Source organism: Candidatus Accumulibacter similis, from assembly GCA_013347225.1.
GTDB lineage: Bacteria > Pseudomonadota > Gammaproteobacteria > Burkholderiales > Rhodocyclaceae > Accumulibacter > Accumulibacter similis.
Genome location: CP054595.1, coordinates 4477821 through 4494636, shown reverse-complemented (window position 1 = coordinate 4494636; position 16816 = coordinate 4477821). Strand labels below are relative to the sequence as shown.

The 16816-nt window shown below is 68.8% G+C and carries 13 protein-coding genes and 1 tRNA gene; 3 read left to right on the top strand and 11 right to left on the bottom strand.

The features are described 5' to 3' along the window. Positions 1 to 146 precede the first annotated feature (146 nt). Positions 147 to 233: transfer RNA gene (locus tag HT579_19865), tRNA-Leu, on the bottom strand. Positions 234 to 272: 39 nt separating this feature from the next. Here HT579_19865 and rnr point away from each other — a divergent pair. The 3 genes from rnr (at position 273) to HT579_19850 (ending at position 5974) form a co-directional block, all read left to right on the top strand. After that, positions 273 to 2501 carry a ribonuclease R gene (rnr, locus tag HT579_19860; GenBank protein QKS30975.1) on the top strand — a complete coding sequence of 743 codons (2229 nt, stop codon included), beginning with the start codon at positions 273 to 275 and terminating at the stop codon, positions 2499 to 2501. 2 nt (positions 2502 to 2503) lie between these two features. Beyond that, entirely contained in the window at positions 2504 to 3004 is a 501-nt protein-coding gene (gene napF / locus HT579_19855; GenBank protein QKS30974.1) for a ferredoxin-type protein NapF, read from the top strand. A gap of 153 nt (positions 3005 to 3157) precedes the next feature. Further along, complete coding sequence (locus tag HT579_19850) at positions 3158 to 5974, top strand: AMP-binding protein (protein QKS30973.1); 2817 nt, start codon at positions 3158 to 3160, stop codon at positions 5972 to 5974. A gap of 92 nt (positions 5975 to 6066) precedes the next feature. Here HT579_19850 and HT579_19845 read toward each other — a convergent pair whose 3' ends face one another. From HT579_19845 to HT579_19800, 10 genes are all read right to left on the bottom strand, one after another. Continuing rightward, positions 6067 to 6534 (bottom strand): nitrate reductase cytochrome c-type subunit, encoded by a 468-nt coding sequence (locus HT579_19845; GenBank protein ID QKS30972.1) that lies wholly within the window; start codon positions 6532 to 6534, stop codon positions 6067 to 6069. Positions 6535 to 6621: 87 nt separating this feature from the next. Then, the gene (napH, locus tag HT579_19840) at positions 6622 to 7524 is read right to left on the bottom strand and encodes a quinol dehydrogenase ferredoxin subunit NapH (GenBank protein ID QKS30971.1); all 903 of its coding nucleotides are present in this window, start codon (positions 7522 to 7524) and stop codon (positions 6622 to 6624) included. Beyond that, a complete protein-coding gene (gene napG / locus HT579_19835; GenBank protein QKS30970.1) occupies positions 7521 to 8510 on the bottom strand; it encodes a ferredoxin-type protein NapG in 990 nt (329 codons plus the stop codon). Before napG ends, napH begins: the two co-directional genes overlap by 4 nt. Positions 8511 to 8643: 133 nt before the next feature. Next, positions 8644 to 11166, bottom strand: coding sequence for a nitrate reductase catalytic subunit NapA (gene napA / locus HT579_19830; protein QKS31735.1), 2523 nt, complete (start codon positions 11164 to 11166; stop codon positions 8644 to 8646). A 7-nt stretch (positions 11167 to 11173) separates the two neighbouring features. Beyond that, entirely contained in the window at positions 11174 to 11422 is a 249-nt protein-coding gene (locus HT579_19825; GenBank protein QKS30969.1) for a chaperone NapD, read from the bottom strand. A 210-nt stretch (positions 11423 to 11632) separates the two neighbouring features. Next, positions 11633 to 12154, bottom strand: a complete 522-nt coding sequence (locus HT579_19820) for a gamma carbonic anhydrase family protein (GenBank protein ID QKS30968.1) — start codon at positions 12152 to 12154, stop codon at positions 11633 to 11635. A gap of 60 nt (positions 12155 to 12214) precedes the next feature. Continuing rightward, the gene (locus tag HT579_19815; GenBank protein QKS30967.1) at positions 12215 to 13435 is read right to left on the bottom strand and encodes an ABC transporter permease; all 1221 of its coding nucleotides are present in this window, start codon (positions 13433 to 13435) and stop codon (positions 12215 to 12217) included. Then, positions 13429 to 14133, bottom strand: coding sequence for an ABC transporter ATP-binding protein (locus tag HT579_19810; protein QKS30966.1), 705 nt, complete (start codon positions 14131 to 14133; stop codon positions 13429 to 13431). The genes HT579_19815 and HT579_19810 overlap by 7 nt, the downstream gene beginning before the upstream one ends. Then, a complete protein-coding gene (locus HT579_19805) occupies positions 14133 to 15326 on the bottom strand; it encodes an efflux RND transporter periplasmic adaptor subunit (protein QKS30965.1) in 1194 nt (397 codons plus the stop codon). The genes HT579_19810 and HT579_19805 overlap by 1 nt, the downstream gene beginning before the upstream one ends. After that, on the bottom strand, positions 15323 to 16687 hold the full coding sequence (locus HT579_19800; protein QKS31734.1) for a TolC family protein: 1365 nt from the start codon (positions 16685 to 16687) through the stop codon (positions 15323 to 15325). The genes HT579_19805 and HT579_19800 overlap by 4 nt, the downstream gene beginning before the upstream one ends. Between the last annotated feature and the right edge of the window lie 129 nt (positions 16688 to 16816).

Here is a 16816-nt window from a genome sequence, read left to right as displayed (position 1 = left end):
GTGGGATCATGGCCGCGGCGGCGGCGCCGTCTTGGCGTACAATGCAGCGGCGCTGTGCGGGGAGGGGATGCCCGCTGCGCTGCCTGGCAAGGCGCGTGGGGCAGAAACGACAAAGCCCCGGGGAATCGGGGCTTTCGTTTGTTGGCTGGTGCCCAAGAGAGGAATCGAACCTCCACGGTGTTGCCACCACTAGGACCTGAACCTAGCGCGTCTACCAATTTCGCCACCTGGGCAATTCCAGCGAAGGCCGAATTCTATAGGAACATGAGCAGATGTCAATAATCAGCCTGTCGGCGATCCGCCGGCGCGATCCGCATCTCGAGCGCGAGCAGAAGCGCTACGAGCAGCCGCTGCCATCGCGCGAGTACGTTCTGCAGGTGCTGGCCGAGCAGGGCAGGCCGGTCGCCTTCGAGGTGCTGCGGAGCCTGCTCGACATCCACGAGGAAGAATCCGGCGCCTTCCAGCGTCGCCTGCGGGCGATGGAGCGGGAAGGACAGTTGTTGCGCAACCGCAAGGAGTGCTACCTGCTGCCGCAGCGTGCCAGCCTGATTGCCGGCCGGGTCGAGGGACATCCCGACGGCTACGGCTTCCTCGTCCCCGATGACGGCAGTGAGGATCTGTCGCTCGAAGCGCGGCAGATGTCGAAGGTGCTGCATCGTGACCGGGCTCTGGTGCGTGTCGTCGGCGTCGACCGGCGCGGGCGCCGCGAGGGCGTCATCGTCGAAGTGCTCGAGCGAGCCAACAGCCGCGTCGTCGGCCGTGTCCTCGTCGAGCACGGCATCACGCTGGTGGTGCCCGAAGACCGGCGCATCAACCAGGACATCCTGGTCGCACCGGAAGAGGTGGCTGGCGTCCGTGCCGGCGCGGTGGTGACGGTCGAGATCATCGAGCAGCCCGACCGCCACACCAAGCCGATGGGACGGATCGTCGAGGTGCTCGGCAACTACGCCGATCCGGGAATGGAGATCGAGATCGCGCTGCGCAAGCACGCGCTGCCCTTCGAGTTCTCGCCGGCGGCGCTGGCCGAAGCCGCCAGCCTGCCTGAAGCCGTGACGCCGGATTCCTGGCAGGGACGGGTCGACCTGCGTTCGCTGCCGCTGCTGACGATCGACGGTGCGACGGCGAAGGATTTCGATGACGCCGTCTTCGCCGAGAGGCAGCAGCATGGCTGGCGCCTGGTGGTGGCGATCGCCGACGTCAGTCACTACGTGCAACCCGCCTCGGCGCTCGATCGCGACGCGCACGAGCGCGGCAACTCGGTCTATTTCCCGCGGCGGGTGATTCCGATGTTGCCGGAGAAGCTGTCGAACGGCCTGTGTTCGCTGAACCCCGAGGTCGACCGGCTGGCGATGGTCTGCGACATGACGATCGACGACTCGGGAGAGATCAGCGGCTACCGTTTCGACGAAGCCGTCTTCCGTTCACATGCCCGCCTGACCTACGACCAGGTGTGGGGTTGGCTGTCGCAGGCCAGCGCACCGGAGAGCGCGGCGCATCGCCGCCTGCAGCCGCAACTGCAGGCGCTCCACGCGCTCTACCAGGTGCTCGCCAGGGCGCGTGGCAAGCGCGGTGCGATCGACTTCGAGACCATCGAGACGATGATGCTGTTCAACGACCAGGGCAAGATCGAGAACATCGTCCCGGTCTTCCGCAACGACGCGCACCGGCTGATCGAGGAGTGCATGCTCGCCGCCAACGTCTGCGCCTCGAACTTCCTGCAGGTGCGGAAGCAGGACTGCCTGTACCGGATTCACGAAGGCCCGACGGCGGAGAAGCTGGATGCGCTGCGCAAGTTCCTCGCCGAGTTCGGCCTCGCCCTCGGCGGCGGTGACGAGCCGTCGGCGCGTGACTACGCCGAACTGCTGGCGAGCATCCAGGGTCGTCCCGACGTCCAGTTGCTGCAGACGGTGATGCTGCGCTCGCTGCGGCAGGCGGTCTACAGCCCGGACAACGTCGGCCATTTCGGCCTCGCCTATGGGCACTACACCCATTTCACCTCGCCGATCCGCCGCTACCCCGATCTGCTGGTACACCGCTCGATCAAGGCGGCGCTTGCCGGCAGGTCGTACACGCCGGGCAAGTGGCAGGAAATCGGCGTGCACTGCTCGCTGACCGAGCGCCGCGCCGACGAGGCGACGCGCGACGTCGCCAACTGGCTCAAGTGCTACTACATGCGCGAGCGGATCGGCGAGACCTTCGCCGGAACGATCGCCGCCGTCGTCCCCTTCGGCATCTTCGTTGCCCTCGACGAGGTCTATGTCGAAGGTCTGGTGCACGTGTCGGAACTGGGCGACGAGTACTTCCAGTTCGACGCCACGCGTCACCAGATGCTGGGTGAACGCAGCGGCAAGCGCTATCGCCTCGGTGACCGCCTCGTCGTGCGGCTGGTGCGCGCCGATCTCGAGACCGGGCGCATCGATTTCGTCCCCGGCGACCCACCGCCGGCCGCTGCTCCTGCCGCTGGCGGTACGCCGTCCGGCAAGCCGGGCGGCAGAGCCTGACGATGAGCGGCGCGCTCAGCCGCCGCAACTTCCTGCGCGGCCGTTTCGCCGCTCGTCGGCCACTGCTGCGGCCGCCGTGGGCAGTTGCCGAGGCGGACTTCGCGCACTTGTGCAGCCGTTGCGGTGACTGCGGCGGCGCGTGTCCGACGCGCATCATCGTCGCTGGCGATGGTGGCTACCCGACGCTCGACTTTGGCCGTGGCGAGTGCAGCTTCTGCACCGCCTGCGTTGCCGCCTGTCCGAGCGGCGCGTTGCAGCGGCAGGCGGAGCAGCCGCCGTGGTCGCTGCAGGCGACGATCGGCGATTCCTGCCTTGCCCGGCAGAGGGTCGAATGCCGCGTCTGTGGCGATCTCTGCGCGGCGGCAGCGATCCGCTTCGTGCCGCAAAGGGGCGGCCCTTCGCTGCCGCTGCTCGACGCGGCGCGCTGTACCGGCTGCGGCGCCTGCGTTGCCCCTTGCCCGGTGCGGGCGATCGTCGTTGCCGAGGTTCGCGATGCCTGCTGAGCGGCACTGGCGCCTGCATGGCGGCTGCCGGTTGCCGAAACGCCGCCGGCTTGTCGCCGTACCGTCTCGCGGCCGCGTGCCGCCAGCCGCGGGGGCGTGCGTCGGCGCGGCGGCACGCCCGTCGTTGCAATGAGCCAGGACCGGCAGGAGGCGATGGCGACCGGGCCGGTCGACGCGGCGGCCGACGCCGCGACGCGTCTGTTGCGGGTGGTGAGCCTGCTGGTCGAAGAGACGCGCCCAGGGCGCGCCGGCCGCGTCGCGCTGCACAGCCACCTCGAACGGGATCTCGGGCTCGACAGCCTGGCGCGCGTCGAACTCCTGTTGCGCCTCGGCAGCGAATTCGGCCGCCCGCTGCCCGAGGCCGCACTCAGCGAAGCCGAGACGCCGGCGGATCTGCTGCGCCTGATGGATCGCGCCGGCACTGCGACGCTGCGCGCGACAGCCGTCGACCTGGCGCCGGCCGGCGGCCCGGTCAGTCTTCCCGAGCAGGCACGGACACTGGTCGAAGTCCTCGAGTGGCATGCCGAGCGGCAGCCGGAGCGGCGGCACGTGCTGTTGTACGGCGACATCGATGCCGCCACCGGCGAGCTGCGCTGCGAGCCACTTTCCTATGGCGAGTTGCTCGCCGCGGCGCGCTGCGTCGCGACCGCGCTGGTGGCGCGCGGTCTGCTGCCGCGGCAGGCGGTGGCGCTGATGCTGCCGACCGGTCGCGACTACCTGGTCACCTTCTTCGGCGTCATGATCGCCGGCGGCATCCCGGTGCCGATCTATCCGCCGGCGCGGCTGGCGCAGATCGAGGACCACCTGCAGCGGCACGCGCGCATCCTCGCCAATGCCGAAGCCGTCTTCATCATCACCGTGCCGCAGGCGAAGGGCGTCGCTGCCCTGCTGCGCGCCGCGGCGCCGACGTTGAGCGAAGTCCTGACGCCCGACGAACTGTCGGCGGTGGCGATGCCGCTGCTGCATCGGCCGGCTGCCACCGACACCGCCTTCCTGCAATACACCTCGGGCAGTACCGGCGACCCGAAGGGAGTCGTTCTCAGCCACGCCAACCTGCTCGCCAACCTGCGGGCGATGGGCGAGGCAGTCGCCGTCACCGCGGACGACGTCTTCGTCTCCTGGCTGCCGCTCTACCACGACATGGGCCTCATCGGTGCGTGGTTCGGCTCGCTCTACTTCGGCATGCTGCTCGTCCTGATGTCACCGCTGGCCTTCCTCTCGCGACCGGTGCGCTGGCTGCAGATGATCTCGCGGCATCGTGGCACGCTGTCGCCGGCGCCCAACTTCGCCTATGACCTGTGCGCGCGCAAGCTCGCCGACGCCGACCTCGCCGGTCTCGACCTCAGCTCGTGGCGGCTGGCGCTGAACGGCGCCGAACCGGTGAGTCCGGCGACGCTGCAGGCCTTTGCCGATCGCTTTGCCCCCTGCGGACTGCGGCGCACGGCGATCACGCCGGTGTACGGCCTCGCCGAGTGTTCGGTCGGTCTCGCCTTCCCGCCGCTCGGGCGCGGGCCGCGCATCGACGTCATCGAGCGTGCCGCACTGCTGCAGCGCAGGGTCGCCGTGCCGGCGGCTGCCGGCGCCACCGACGTCGTGCGCGTGCCGGCCTGTGGCCGCCCATTGCCGCGGCACGAGATCCGCATCGTCGGCGACGACGGCGGCGAGCTGCCCGATCGGCAGGTCGGCGGGCTGCAGTTTCGCGGTCCGTCGGCGACCTCCGGCTACCACCGCAATCCGGCGGCGACGCAGGCGCTGCTGCGTTCTGGCTGGCTCGACTCGGGCGATTTCGCCTATACCGTCGACGGCGAGATCTACCTCACCGGGCGCGTCAAGGACCTGATCATCCGCGGTGGCCGCAACCTCTATCCCTACGAACTCGAGCAGGCGGTCGGCAACCTGCCCGGAGTGCGTCGCGGCTGCGTCGCGGTGTTCGCCAGCAACGATCCGGTCAACGCCACCGAACGCCTGATCGTCGTCGCCGAGACGCGCGAGGAGGATCCGCAGCGGCGCGATGAGTTGCGGCAGCAGATCAACGAAGCGGCGGTGACGGCAATCGGCCTGCCGGCCGACGAAGTCGTGCTGGCGCCGCCGAACTCGGTGCTCAAGACCTCGAGCGGCAAGATCCGCCGCAATGCCTCGCGCGAGGCCTTTGAAAGCGGCCAGCTCGGTGTCGCCGGCGCCAGTCCCCGGCAGCAGCTCCTGCGCCTGGCGATCGCCACCGGGCAGGCACGGGCGGCCGACGCCGGGCGGCGATTCGCCAGGCGAGCCTACGGCGCCTGGTGCTGGACGGTCTTCCTGCTGCTCGGGCTGCCGGTGATGGCGATGGTGATCGCCCTGCGTTCGCCGGCAGCGGGTCGGCGCATCGTCCATTACGCCGCGCGCATCTTCCTGCGCCTCGCCGGCATGCCGGTGCCCGCGGTTGCCGCCGACACCCTGCCGGCAGGGCCGCACCTGCTGCTGGTCAACCACTGCAGCTATCTCGACTCGCTCATCCTCTTTGCCGCGCTGCCGCCGGCTGCCGCCTACGGTTTCGTCGCCAAGCGCGAGTTCGTCGCGCAGCCGCTGATCCACGCCTTCCTGCGCGCGCTCGGCACGCTCTTCGTCGAACGCTTCGACGCCGCAAAGAGCGTCGAGGACGTCGACGAGATCATCGCCGCGCTGGCGTGCGGGCAGCGGCTGCTCCTCTTTCCCGAAGGCACCTTCTCGCGCGAGGCCGGGCTCAAGCCGTTTCGCATGGGTGCCTTCATTGCCGCCGTGCGGGCCGGCGTGCCGGTCCTGGTCGGCGGCCTGCGCGGTACGCGCAGCGTCCTGCGCGACCGCAGCTGGATGCCGCGCCGTGGGCCGCTCGCCTTCGAAACCGGAGCATTGCTGCCGCCGGATGGCGACGACTGGGCGGCAGCGGTGCGGCTGCGCGACGCTAGCCGCCGGGCGATGCTGCCGCTGTGCGGCGAGCACGACCTCGAGGCCTGAGATTCTGCCGTTCGCCCGCCCTGCTGACGCCAGCAGCGGCGAGGCAGCCGCGGCCGCCGGCTGCCGTCCGGCCGCCGGCACGCCGCAGGCGATCAGTTCTTCCTGACGACCTTCTTGACCGCGTCGCCCTTGAAGGTGTTGTCGACCAGCGGCGGCGCATCCACCTGGGGCACGTGGCACTGCACGCAGTTGTAGCGACCACCCGTGGCTTCGGCATGCTTCCTGCCGTCACGATCGACGAAGTGGCTGACGCCGATCTGCGGCGCGTTCTTCTTCTTGTAGGTCGCCGCCGAGTGGCAGTCCATGCACTGGTTGCCTTCGAGGTTGATCTCGTCGAAGTTCTCGACGGCGTGCGGAATGACCGGCGGCTGCGTGCTGAAGGTGCGTGCCACCGGTGCTTCGGTGCCGGGCCGCTTGCCGACGTAGGTCTTCACCTCGGGCGCCTGGTCGGGAGCGGCGACATCGGCACCGCGCATCGAAGTGGCGCTGTCGGCGGCAAACGCCAGCGATGTCAGGCAGCTCGCGGCAAGGGCCAGGATGCGTTTCAGTGACTGGTTCATGGTTGGCGTTTCCTCCACTTCAAGGGATGGTTGCAGGCATTGCTACGGATGGGCATGCGGGCTCTCCTGGCGGTGATTCCCGGGCTTTCAGGGTGCGGCGGTCGACGACGGCACGGCCGGCTGCGCACCGTCGTCGGGGTGATTGTTGAAGCGCAGCCCGAAAGCGAAGACGTCCTTCGAGCAGACATCGATGCAGCGCCCGCAATTGGTGCAGTTGGCGGCCAGGATCACCGGCCCGATCCCATTGCCGGCGCCCTTCAGTGCCGGGCGGATGACCTGTGGCTCCGGGCAGACCTCGAAACAGTCCATGCAGTCATTGCACGCGGCGCGCTTCGCTGCCGTCACGCGCAGGGGACTCCACCGGCCGAGCAGGCTGTAGAAGGCGCCGACCGGACAGAGGTGGCCGCACCAGCCGCGGCTCATGACGAAGAGGTCGAAGACGAAGACCGCCAGCGTCAGCATCCAGGCGGCGCCGAGACCGAAGATCAGGCCGCGCTGCAGCATCGACACCGGATTGACCAGCTCCCAGGCGATGCTGCCGCCGAGCGCGGCGAGCAGCAGCGTCATCGCCAGGATCCAGTAGCGGGTGCCGCGCGCGACGTGCGCGCTGCCGCGGATGCCGAGGCGGTTGCGCAGCCAGCCGGCGAGGTCGGTGACGGGGTTCAGCGGGCAGACCCACGAGCAGTACACGCGGCCACCGACGACAAGGTAGAAGACGAGGACGATCGCCGCGCCGATCAGCGCGAGCCTTTCCGGCCGGTGGCCGGCAAGCAGTGACTGCAGCAGCACGTAGGGGTCGGTCAGTGGCAGCGTGTCGAGAGTCAGGCTGTACGCCAGATTGCCCTTGACGATCCAGATCGCCGCCAGCGGACCGAGGAGGAACAGCGCGAGGATCGCGAACTGGCAGAAACGCCGCGCCAGCAGCCATCGGTGCGCCGCCAGCCAGCCCTTTTCGGCGACCGCTTCGGCACCGGCGCGGCGGCTGTTCATCGTCCGCCCTCCAGTGGCAGCGACCTGCCGCCGGCACCCCTGGCCGCCGCGGTGGCGCCGCCGTTGCCCGTCGGCGCCGCGCCACCGAGGCCGGGCGGCAGGCTGGGGACGAGCTGCGCGTCGCCGCTGCCCGGCATTCCCGGCGGCAGTCGCTCGCTGCCGGGGTCGAAGTGCCCCTCGAGCTTCATCCCTTCCGGCAGACGGTCGGGCAGGTCGACGATGCCGCGTTCTTCGACCAGCGAGTGGCCGCCGGCCTTCTTCTTCTCCTCCCAGCCGAGGCGGTAGTGCTCGCCGAGCGATCCCTTGATCAGTGGCGCCGGCAGCACCTTGATCGACGCCTCCTCGGTGACGCAGGCGTTCTCGCACTTGCCGCAGCCGGTACAGTGTTCCGAGTGCACCGTCGGAATGAACATCGTGTGCCGCCCGGTGCGTGCATTCGGCCGCAGCTCGAGGGTGATCGCCTTGTCGATCACCGGGCAGACGCGGTAGCAGACGTCGCAGCGCAGGCCGAGGAAATTGAGGCAGGTCTCCTGGTCGGAGAGGATCGCCAGCCCCATTCGCGACTGGTTGATGTCGCTCAGCGAGTGGTCGAGGGCGCCGGTGGGACAGGCCTTGACGCACGGAATGTCCTCGCACATCTCGCAGGGCCCGCTGCGCGCGGTGAAATAGGGCGTGCCGCTGGCGACGGGCGACTCCGGCCTCGCCAGATCGAGAATGTCGTAGGGACAGTCGCGCACGCACATGCCGCAGCGGATGCAGGCACCGAGGAAGTCCTCCTCGCTGCCTGCGCCGGGCGGACGGAGCGCCAGCGGCGGCCGTGCCAGCGCGCTGCGCTGGTAGCCGGCGAGGCCGAGGCCGAGGATGCCGACACCGCACAGCAGCCGCGCCGTATCGAAGACGAACTGGCGGCGCGCCGGCGACCGGGCGCCGCCGCTGCCGGCTGCGCCTGCCGTGCGCTGACGGGAGGGTTCGGGGGCCTTGGACATGGACTGTGACGTGCCTAACCGTGGCGGCCGCGCCGGTGGTTCACGAAGTTCCGGCAGCCGTTGGACGGGCAATGTTCCGCCCGCCCCGGCACTCCCTGATTGTTCCGCTGTCGCCGTGGCTGCCCGCTGGCGCTCAGGCCTTCACCACCTTGCAGGCGCACTTCTTGAAGTCGGTTTCCTTGGAAATCGGGCAGGTCGCATCGAGCGTCAGCTTGTTGACCAGCCGGTGCTCGTCGAAGAAGGGCACGAAGACCAGCCCGAGCGGCGGCTTGTTGCGCCCGCGCGTTTCCACACGCACCTGGATCTCGCCGCGGCGCGTGCTCAGCTTGACGATGTCGCCACGCTGCAGATTGCGCTTCTTGGCGTCTTCCGGGTGCATGTACAGCCAGGCATCGGGCATTGCCTTGTACAGCTCGGGAATGCGGCGGGTCATCGACCCGGTGTGCCAGTGTTCGAGCACGCGGCCGGTGCACAGCCAGAGGTCGTAGTCCTTGTCGGGCATTTCGGCAGCCGGCTGGTAGGGCAGGGCGAAGATCACCGCCTTGCCGTCGGCATGGCCGTAGAACCTGACGCCCTCGCCCTTCTTGACGTAGGGATCATAGCCCTCGCGGAAGCGCCACAGCGTCTCCTTGTTGTCCACCACCGGCCAGCGCAGGCCGCGCGCCTTGTGGTAGACGTCGAAGGCGGCGAGGTCGTGCGCATGACCGCGCCCGAAGGCCGCGTACTCCTCGAACAACCCCTTCTGCACGTAGAAGCCGAGTGCCTTCGACTCGTCGTTGTCGAAGCCCTTGTAGGTCTGGTTGAGCGGGAACCTGTCGGCCTGGCCATTGGCGAACAGCACCTGGTACAGCGTCTTGCCCTTGTATTCCGGATTCTTCTCGAGCAGCGCAGCCGGCCAGACCTCGTCGGTCGTGAAACGCTTCGAGAACTCGATGTACTGCCAGAGGTCCGAGCGTGCCTGGCCGGGCGCCTTGACCTGCTGGCGCCAGAACTGCGTGCGGCGCTCGGCGTTGCCATAGGCGCCTTCCTTCTCCATCCACATCGCCGACGGCAGGATCAGGTCGGCCGACATCGCCGAGACCGTCGGGTACGCGTCGGAGACGACGATGAAGTTGTCGGCGTTGCGCCAGCCGGGGAAGATCTCGTCATTGACGTTCGGACCGGCCTGCATGTTGTTGGTCGTCGTCGTCCAGTAGAAGTTGATCTTGCCATCCTTCAGCAGGCGGCTCTGGGCGACGGCGTGGGCGCCGATCCAGTCGGGCAGTGTTCCTGCCGGCAGCTTCCACAGCTTCTCGGATGCTTCGCGATGCTTCGGATTCGTCACCACCATGTCGGCCGGCAGGCGGTGCGCGAACGTCCCGACCTCGCGCGCGGTGCCGCAGGCCGACGGCTGACCGGTGAGCGAGAAGGGGCTGTTGCCGGGTTCCGAGATCTTGCCGACCAGGAGGTGCACGTTGTACACCATGTTGTTGACCCAGGTGCCGCGCGTGTGCTGGTTGAAGCCCATCGTCCAGAACGAGGTGACCTTGATCTTCGGATCGGCGTAGGCCTTCGCCAGGGCCTCGAGCCGGTCCTTCGGCACGCCCGAGATCTCGTGCGCCCGGTCGAGCGTGTACTCGGCGACGAAGGCCTTGAATTCGTCGAAAGTCATCGGGCTGGCATTGTTCGGGTTGCCCTTCGGCTTGCCGTCGTCGCCGGGATAGCCGTTGTTCATCGCCACCTTCTCGAGCGGGTGGTTCGCCCGCAGCCCGTAGCCGATGTCGGTGACGCCCCTCTTGAAGTTGACGTTGCGGGTGACGAACTCCTGGTTGACCGCGTTGCTCTGGATGATGTGGTTGCAGATGTAATTGAGGATCGCGAGGTCGCTCTGCGGCTTGAAGATCAGTTCGTTGTCGGCGAGTTCGGTCGAGCGGTGGCCGAAGGTCGACAGGACGTGAATCTTGACATCCTTCCCGGTGAGACGGCGATCGGTGACGCGCGACCAGAGGATCGGGTGCATCTCCGCCATGTTCGAACCCCAGAGGACGAACGCGTCGGCATGCTCGATGTCGTCGTAGCAGCCCATCGGTTCGTCGATGCCGAAGGTGCGCATGAAACCGGCGACCGCCGACGCCATGCAGTGGCGCGCATTGGGGTCGATGTTGTTGCTCAGTAGGCCGGCCTTCATCAGCTTGGCGGCCGCGTAGCCCTCCCAGATCGTCCATTGGCCGGAGCCGAACATGGCGATGTTGCGCGGGCCGCCCTTCTTCAGTGCCGCCTTGCACTTCTCGGTCATGATGTCGAAGGCCTGATCCCACGAGATCGGCGCGAACTCGCCGCTCTTGTCGAACTTGCCGTCCTTCATGCGCAGCAGCGGTGTCGTCAGGCGATCCTTGCCGTACTGGACCTTCGACAGGAAGTAACCCTTGATGCAGTTCAGCCCCTTGTTGACCGGCGCATCCGGGTCGCCCTGGGTGGCGACGATGCGACCGTCCCTGGTGCCGACGAGGACGCCGCAGCCGGTGCCGCAGTAGCGGCAGGCGCCCTTGTCCCAGCGCACGCCGTCATCCGTCTTCGCCGCTGCCGCCTGCGCCAGACCGGGAACGCCGATGCCGGCGACGCTGGCAGCGGCGGCAACCGCCTGGCTCTTGATGAAGTCACGACGTGTCAGGGTCAGTTTCATTTCATGCTTCCTTATCAGGATCGGGTTCGAACTGGTGATAGACCATCGACGCCGAGAGCACGCCCGGCTGCTGGTTGATCAGGGTGAAGAGTTCGCTGCTGCCCTGCAGCGAGTCGGTCTCGATGGTGACGATCAGGCGGCCGTCATCGGTCGCGGCGTGCACCTCGACGCCGGCGAGCGCCGACAGCGCCGCCTGCACCTCGGACAGGGCCCGCGGGAGGGCGTGGACCAGCACGCTGGAGATGTTCATGAAGGCGAGTCGCTCCGCTGCGCAAGCGCTCCGGTCAGCGCGCGGCAGCCATGCCGCAGGCGGCTTTCCGATCTTGCGTCTGGCGCACACTCTATGCCTGCCGCGGTGGCTTTTTCTTGATCCGGATCAAGATCGAAAAAAGTTCCCACAGTGCAGCAGAATACCGCCGAGCGCCACTCGCCGCCGCCGGCGGCGCCGCTGCCGCCGGGATCAGATGGCCTGCAGCTCGCGCTGGTAGCGTTGCCAGTTGTCCACGTAATGCGCCGCGCTGAGGCGGATGCGGGCGACCTGGTCGGCGTCGAGCTGGCGTACCACCTTGCCCGGCGAGCCGACGATCAGCGAATGGTCGGGAAAGACCTTGCCTTCGGGAACCAGCGTGTTGGCGCCGACGATGCAGCCCTTGCCGATCACCGCCCGGTTGAGCAGCACCGAGCCGATGCCGATCAGCGAGCCATCGCCGATCGTGCAGCCATGCAGCATCACCAGGTGGCCGACGGTGACCTCGCGGCCGATCGTCAGCGGCACGCCCTCGTCGGTGTGCAGGACACACTGGTCCTGGATGTTGCTGTCCTCGCCGATGCTGATCGGATCGTTGTCGCCGCGTACCGTCGCGTTCCACCAGATCGACGCGTTCTTCGCCAGGCGCACGTCGCCGATGACGATCGCGTTGGGGGCGACCCAGCTTTGCGGGTCGAGCTGCGGGCGGCGGCTGCCGAGAAGGTAGATGGGCATGTCGATCGACTCACTGTGGTTGCGACGGGCAGATTGTAGCCTGCGTTGCGGTCGCCGCGGCTACTGGTGGCGCAGCGCCTCGATCGGGTCGAGGGCGGCGGCGCGGTGCGCCGGATAGTAGCCGAAGAAGATGCCGATGCCGGCGGCGACGGCAAAGGCGACGAGCACCGACGTGCCCGAGATGACGATCACCATGTCGGTCAGCGCGTTCGTCAGCAGCGCGCCGCCGATTCCCACGAGGAGTCCGATCAGGCAGCCGGCGACCGAGATCATCAGCGCCTCGAACAGGAACTGCGCCAGGATGTCGCGCTGGCGGGCGCCGATCGCCATGCGGATGCCGATCTCGCGCGTCCGTTCGGTGACCGAGACGAGCATGATGTTCATGATGCCGATGCCGCCGACGAGCAGCGACACGGAAGCGATCGCCCCCAGCAGCAGCGACATGACGCGCGTCGTCTCGGCCGCCGAGTCGGCGGCCGCCGCCAGGTTGCGCAGGAAGAAGTCATTGTCCTGCCCCTCGCGCAGCCGGTGACGCTGGCGCAGGAGCGCGACCATGCTCGCCTCGACCGCCGGCATCGCTTCGGCGGATGTCGCCTGCACCATGATCATCCGCACCGACCCCGGAAACGGGTTGCCGAAGACCTTGCGCTGCGCGGTGGTCAGCGGAATGATCAGCGTGTCGTCCTGGTCGCGGCCGTCGAGGTTCTGCCCCTTGCGGGCGAGCACGCCGATGATGACGAAGGGGCTCTGGCGGATGCGCACCGTCTTTCCCAGCGGGTCGTCGTTCGGAAACAGGTTGTCGGCGGCGGTCTGGCCGATCAGCGCCACGCGCGTCGCCGCGCGGACGTCGGAATCGCCGAAGGGATAGCCGCTCTGCAGCGTCCACGCGCGGGCATCGAGGTACGGCGGCGTCGTCCCGACGACCGTCGCGCTCCAGTTGTTCGGGCCGTGCACCAGTTGCTGCGTTCCCTGCTGCACCGGCGCCACGTTGGTGACGCCGTCGAGTTCGGCGATCGCCTCGGCGTCGGCGATCGTCAGCGTCGGGCCGCCGCCGCTGCCGCTGCGCAGCCCGCCGGCACTCGTCGAGCCGGAGATGAGGATGTACAGGTTGCTGCCCATCGTGCTGATCGTCTGCGCCACCGAGTACTGCGCACCCTGGCCGATGGCCAGCATCAGCACCACCGAGCCGACGCCGATCACCATGCCGAGCATCGTCAGGCCGCTGCGCAGACGGTTGGCACCCATCGCCTGCCAGGCTTCGCCGAGCATCGCCTTCAGCATGGCGTTCCCGGCCGCGTCGGCTCGTCGCTGACCAGCAGCCCGTCGCGAAAGCGCACCTGGCGCGCGGCATGCGCGGCGATGTCCGCTTCATGCGTGACGAGGACGATGCTGATCCCCTGCCGGTTGAGGTCGGCGAAGAGGCCCATGATCTCGGCGCTGGTGTGGCTGTCGAGGTTGCCCGTCGGTTCGTCGGCGAGGATCAGTTGTGGCGAATTGACCAGCGCGCGGGCGATCGCCACCCGCTGCTGCTGGCCACCCGAGATCTGGTTCGGCCGCGCGTCGGCATGGTCGGCGAGGCCGACCCGCGCCAGCTCGTGCCGCGCCCGCTGCCGCCGTTCGTCGCGCGGGCAGCCGGCGTAGACCAGCGGCAGGGCGACGTTGTCCGCGAGGCTCATGCGCGGCAACAGGTTGAAGCCCTGGAAGACGAAACCGATGCAGCGGTTGCGCAGGGCAGCGAGTTCATCGCGGGCGAGGTGGGCGACGTTGCGCCCGACGAGGAAGTAATCACCGCTGCTCGGCGTGTCGAGGCAGCCGAGCAGGTTCATGAAGGTCGACTTGCCAGATCCGGATGGCCCCATGATGGCGACGAATTCGCCGCTCGCGATGCACAGGTCGACGCCCTTCAATGCCGGGAATGAACCCGCAGCGGTCAGGTACGATTTGCCCAGCCCGACGGTCCGGATGACTGCCTCGGGCATCAGAACAGGCGCATCCCGACGCTGCTCGGCTTGCCGCTCGGCGCTGCGACATTCTCGCCGACGACCACGGTGTCGCCGGCCTTCAGCTCGCCGCCGACGACCTCGGTGTTGCGGTTGTCGGTGATTCCGAGCTGCACGCTGACCGGCTTCAGCTCGCCCTGCTCGACGCGATAGACGGTGCCGCTGCCGGTGGCATCGCGCTTGCGCCCGGGGCCCTCGCCGGCTGGCCGCTGGCCGCTGCCCGCCGCCGGCGGGCGGGCGCCGTTGCCGTCGGCCGGCCGGAAGCGCAGCGCGGCGTTCGGCACCAGCAGCACGTCGTGCCGGCTGGCGACGCCGATGCTGACGTAGGCGGTCATCCCCGGCAGCAGGATGTGCTCCGGATTCGACAGCGAGACGCGCACGTTGTAGGTGACGACATTCTGCTGCGTCGTCGGGTTGAGCCGGATCTGCTGCACTTCGCCCTGGAAGCTGCGATTGGGAAAGGCGTCGACGGTGAAGCGGACCTTCTGTCCCTCGCGAATCTTGCCGATGTCGGCCTCGGCGAAACTCGAGTCGATGCGCATCTCCGACAGATCCTGCGCGATCTTGATCAATGTCGGCGTCTGCAGGCTGGCGGCGACCGTCTGCCCGAGGTCGACGACGCGATCGACGACGACGCCCGAAACCGGCGAGCGGATCGTCGTGTAGCGCAGGTTGACCTCGTCCTTGTCGGCCGCCGCCCTCGCCTGCGCCAGTTGTGCCTCGCTCGAACGGCGCGCCTGGACGGCCTGCTCGAGTTCCTGCCGCGACACATACTCCTGCTTGAAGAGTTCCTGCATGCGGGCCTCGTTGGCCCGCGCCAGGTCCACCGCGGCGGCGACATTGACGACGTTCGCCGCCGACTGGCGGGCCTGCGCGGCGAGCAGGCGGTCGTCGAGTTCGAGCAGTGCCTGCCCCTTCTCGACCTTGTCGTTGAAGTCCACGTAGAGCCTGGTGACGGTGCCGGAAACCTGCGTCCCGACGTTGACCAGGACGATCGGATTCAGCGTGCCATTAGCCGAAACCGTCTGCGTGACGTCGCCACGCTCGACCGTCTGCAGCTTGTAGCGCTGCTCGAGCGATTCGCCACTGTTCTGGCGATACCACCAGAAGGCACCGGCGGCGAGCGCACCGGCGACGACGAACAACAGGGACTTGCGGGCGGAGATCTTCATCTGGGGTCCTGCCGGCTGCGGGTCGATGACAGCACTTGGCCGTCGAGGGCGCCGAGCGCGCGCGCCAGCGTGGCGCGCGAGACATGCCAGTCGAGCGCCGCCTGCACGCGCTGCAGGCGGGCGTTGGCGAGTGCGCTCTGCGCGTTGAGAACGTCGAGGATGTTGCCGACGCCGGCCTTGTAGCGGCCGAGGGCGACGCGCTCCGAGTGTTCGGCGCTGGCCAGCAGGTCGGCGCTGGTGCGCAGCGTCTGCGTCGCGGTGTTCAGGCTCTGCCAGGACTCCCACACTTCCAGCGCCACCTGCTGGCGCACGTTGTCGCGTCGCGCGGCGGCGACGTCGCTGCGGGCCTGCGCGGCGCGCACGTTGTAGGTGGTGTTGAAGCCGGAGAAGAGCGGCACGTCGAGCGTCAGGCCGATCGAGCTGGCGTTCGCCGAGACGCCGCCGATGCTCTCCCACTTCGGGCCGGCGCCGAGCGAGAGGGTCGGCAGGCCGCTGGCGCGGGCGTAGTCGATGCCGGCCTCGGCGGCGCGGTACTCGGCTTCGGCCGCCTTCAGCTCGGGTCGCCGCAGGCGCGCCTCGCCGATCAGCGCCGCGACGTCGTCGCTGAAACGCTCGTCCGCTCTCGCCGATGGCGGATCGTCGAGACGCAGCGGCTGGTTGGCGTCGAGTCCCATGACGTTGGCCAGGCGCCCGAGGCTGTTTTGTCGCACGCCCTCGGCGCGGATGCGGGTCAGCGTCGCCTGCGACCACGCCGTCTGCGCCTGCAGCCGGTCGGCCGGGGTGCCGGTGCCGACCCGGTAGCGGACCTCGGCGGCGTTGAGGCTCTCGCGGCTGGCCTTTTCCGACTCGACGGCCGCGGCCACTGCCGCCCGTGCCGCCTGCGCATTGAAGTAGGCCTGCATGGCGTTCAGGAAGACCGTCTGCACGCTGGCGTCGAGCGTCGATGTGGCGGCACTCATCAGTTGCCGCGCCACCTCGAGGTTGGCCGAGCGGGCGCCGAAGTCGAACAGCAGCCAGGACAGGGTCAGCGAGCCGTTGCGCTGGCTGGCGCTGCGCGAGTCGGCGCGGATGCGGCTGGCGCTGGCGCGGCCGTCGAGGGTCGGCAGGAACTCGGCCTGCGCCAGACCGACATCGGCCGCCTGTACGCGCGCCGCGGACCACACCTCGCGCGTCGTCGGGTTGCGGCACAGCGCCAGGTCGACCACCTCGACGATGCCGTACGGCGCATCGGCCGCCGGTACCTGGCACGGCACGATGCCGCCGTCGATGCGCAGCACCGGCCGCTCCGGCGTGATGTCGCGGGTGGCGAAGGGGTCGCCGAGGTCGAACGCCGGCAACTCGGCGCTGAGCAGGACGAGCATGCCGGCGACGACGAGGCGGCGGTGGGCGGTGGCAGAAGTGCGGGCGGTGCGGCGCGTGCAGGAGGGGAGGAGGTTCATTTTTCGCTAGTATAGCCAGCCCGGCGCCGATCCAGAACGCTCACCGGCCAG

What these genes read in the sequence shown, in the direction of transcription:
- rnr (QKS30975.1), top strand. Translation starts at nt 273, where the DNA reads ATGTCAATAATCAGCCTGTCGGCGATCCGCCGGCGCGATCCGCATCTC.
- napF (QKS30974.1), top strand. Translation starts at nt 2,504, where the DNA reads ATGAGCGGCGCGCTCAGCCGCCGCAACTTCCTGCGCGGCCGTTTCGCC.
- HT579_19850 (QKS30973.1), top strand. Translation starts at nt 3,158, where the DNA reads ATGGCGACCGGGCCGGTCGACGCGGCGGCCGACGCCGCGACGCGTCTG.
- HT579_19845 (QKS30972.1), bottom strand. Translation starts at nt 6,534, where the DNA reads ATGAACCAGTCACTGAAACGCATCCTGGCCCTTGCCGCGAGCTGCCTG.
- napH (QKS30971.1), bottom strand. Translation starts at nt 7,524, where the DNA reads ATGAACAGCCGCCGCGCCGGTGCCGAAGCGGTCGCCGAAAAGGGCTGG.
- napG (QKS30970.1), bottom strand. Translation starts at nt 8,510, where the DNA reads ATGTCCAAGGCCCCCGAACCCTCCCGTCAGCGCACGGCAGGCGCAGCC.
- HT579_19825 (QKS30969.1), bottom strand. Translation starts at nt 11,422, where the DNA reads ATGAACATCTCCAGCGTGCTGGTCCACGCCCTCCCGCGGGCCCTGTCC.
- HT579_19820 (QKS30968.1), bottom strand. Translation starts at nt 12,154, where the DNA reads ATGCCCATCTACCTTCTCGGCAGCCGCCGCCCGCAGCTCGACCCGCAA.
- HT579_19815 (QKS30967.1), bottom strand. Translation starts at nt 13,435, where the DNA reads ATGCTGAAGGCGATGCTCGGCGAAGCCTGGCAGGCGATGGGTGCCAAC.
- HT579_19810 (QKS30966.1), bottom strand. Translation starts at nt 14,133, where the DNA reads ATGCCCGAGGCAGTCATCCGGACCGTCGGGCTGGGCAAATCGTACCTG.
- HT579_19805 (QKS30965.1), bottom strand. Translation starts at nt 15,326, where the DNA reads ATGAAGATCTCCGCCCGCAAGTCCCTGTTGTTCGTCGTCGCCGGTGCG.
- HT579_19800 (QKS31734.1), bottom strand. Translation starts at nt 16,687, where the DNA reads ATGCTCGTCCTGCTCAGCGCCGAGTTGCCGGCGTTCGACCTCGGCGAC.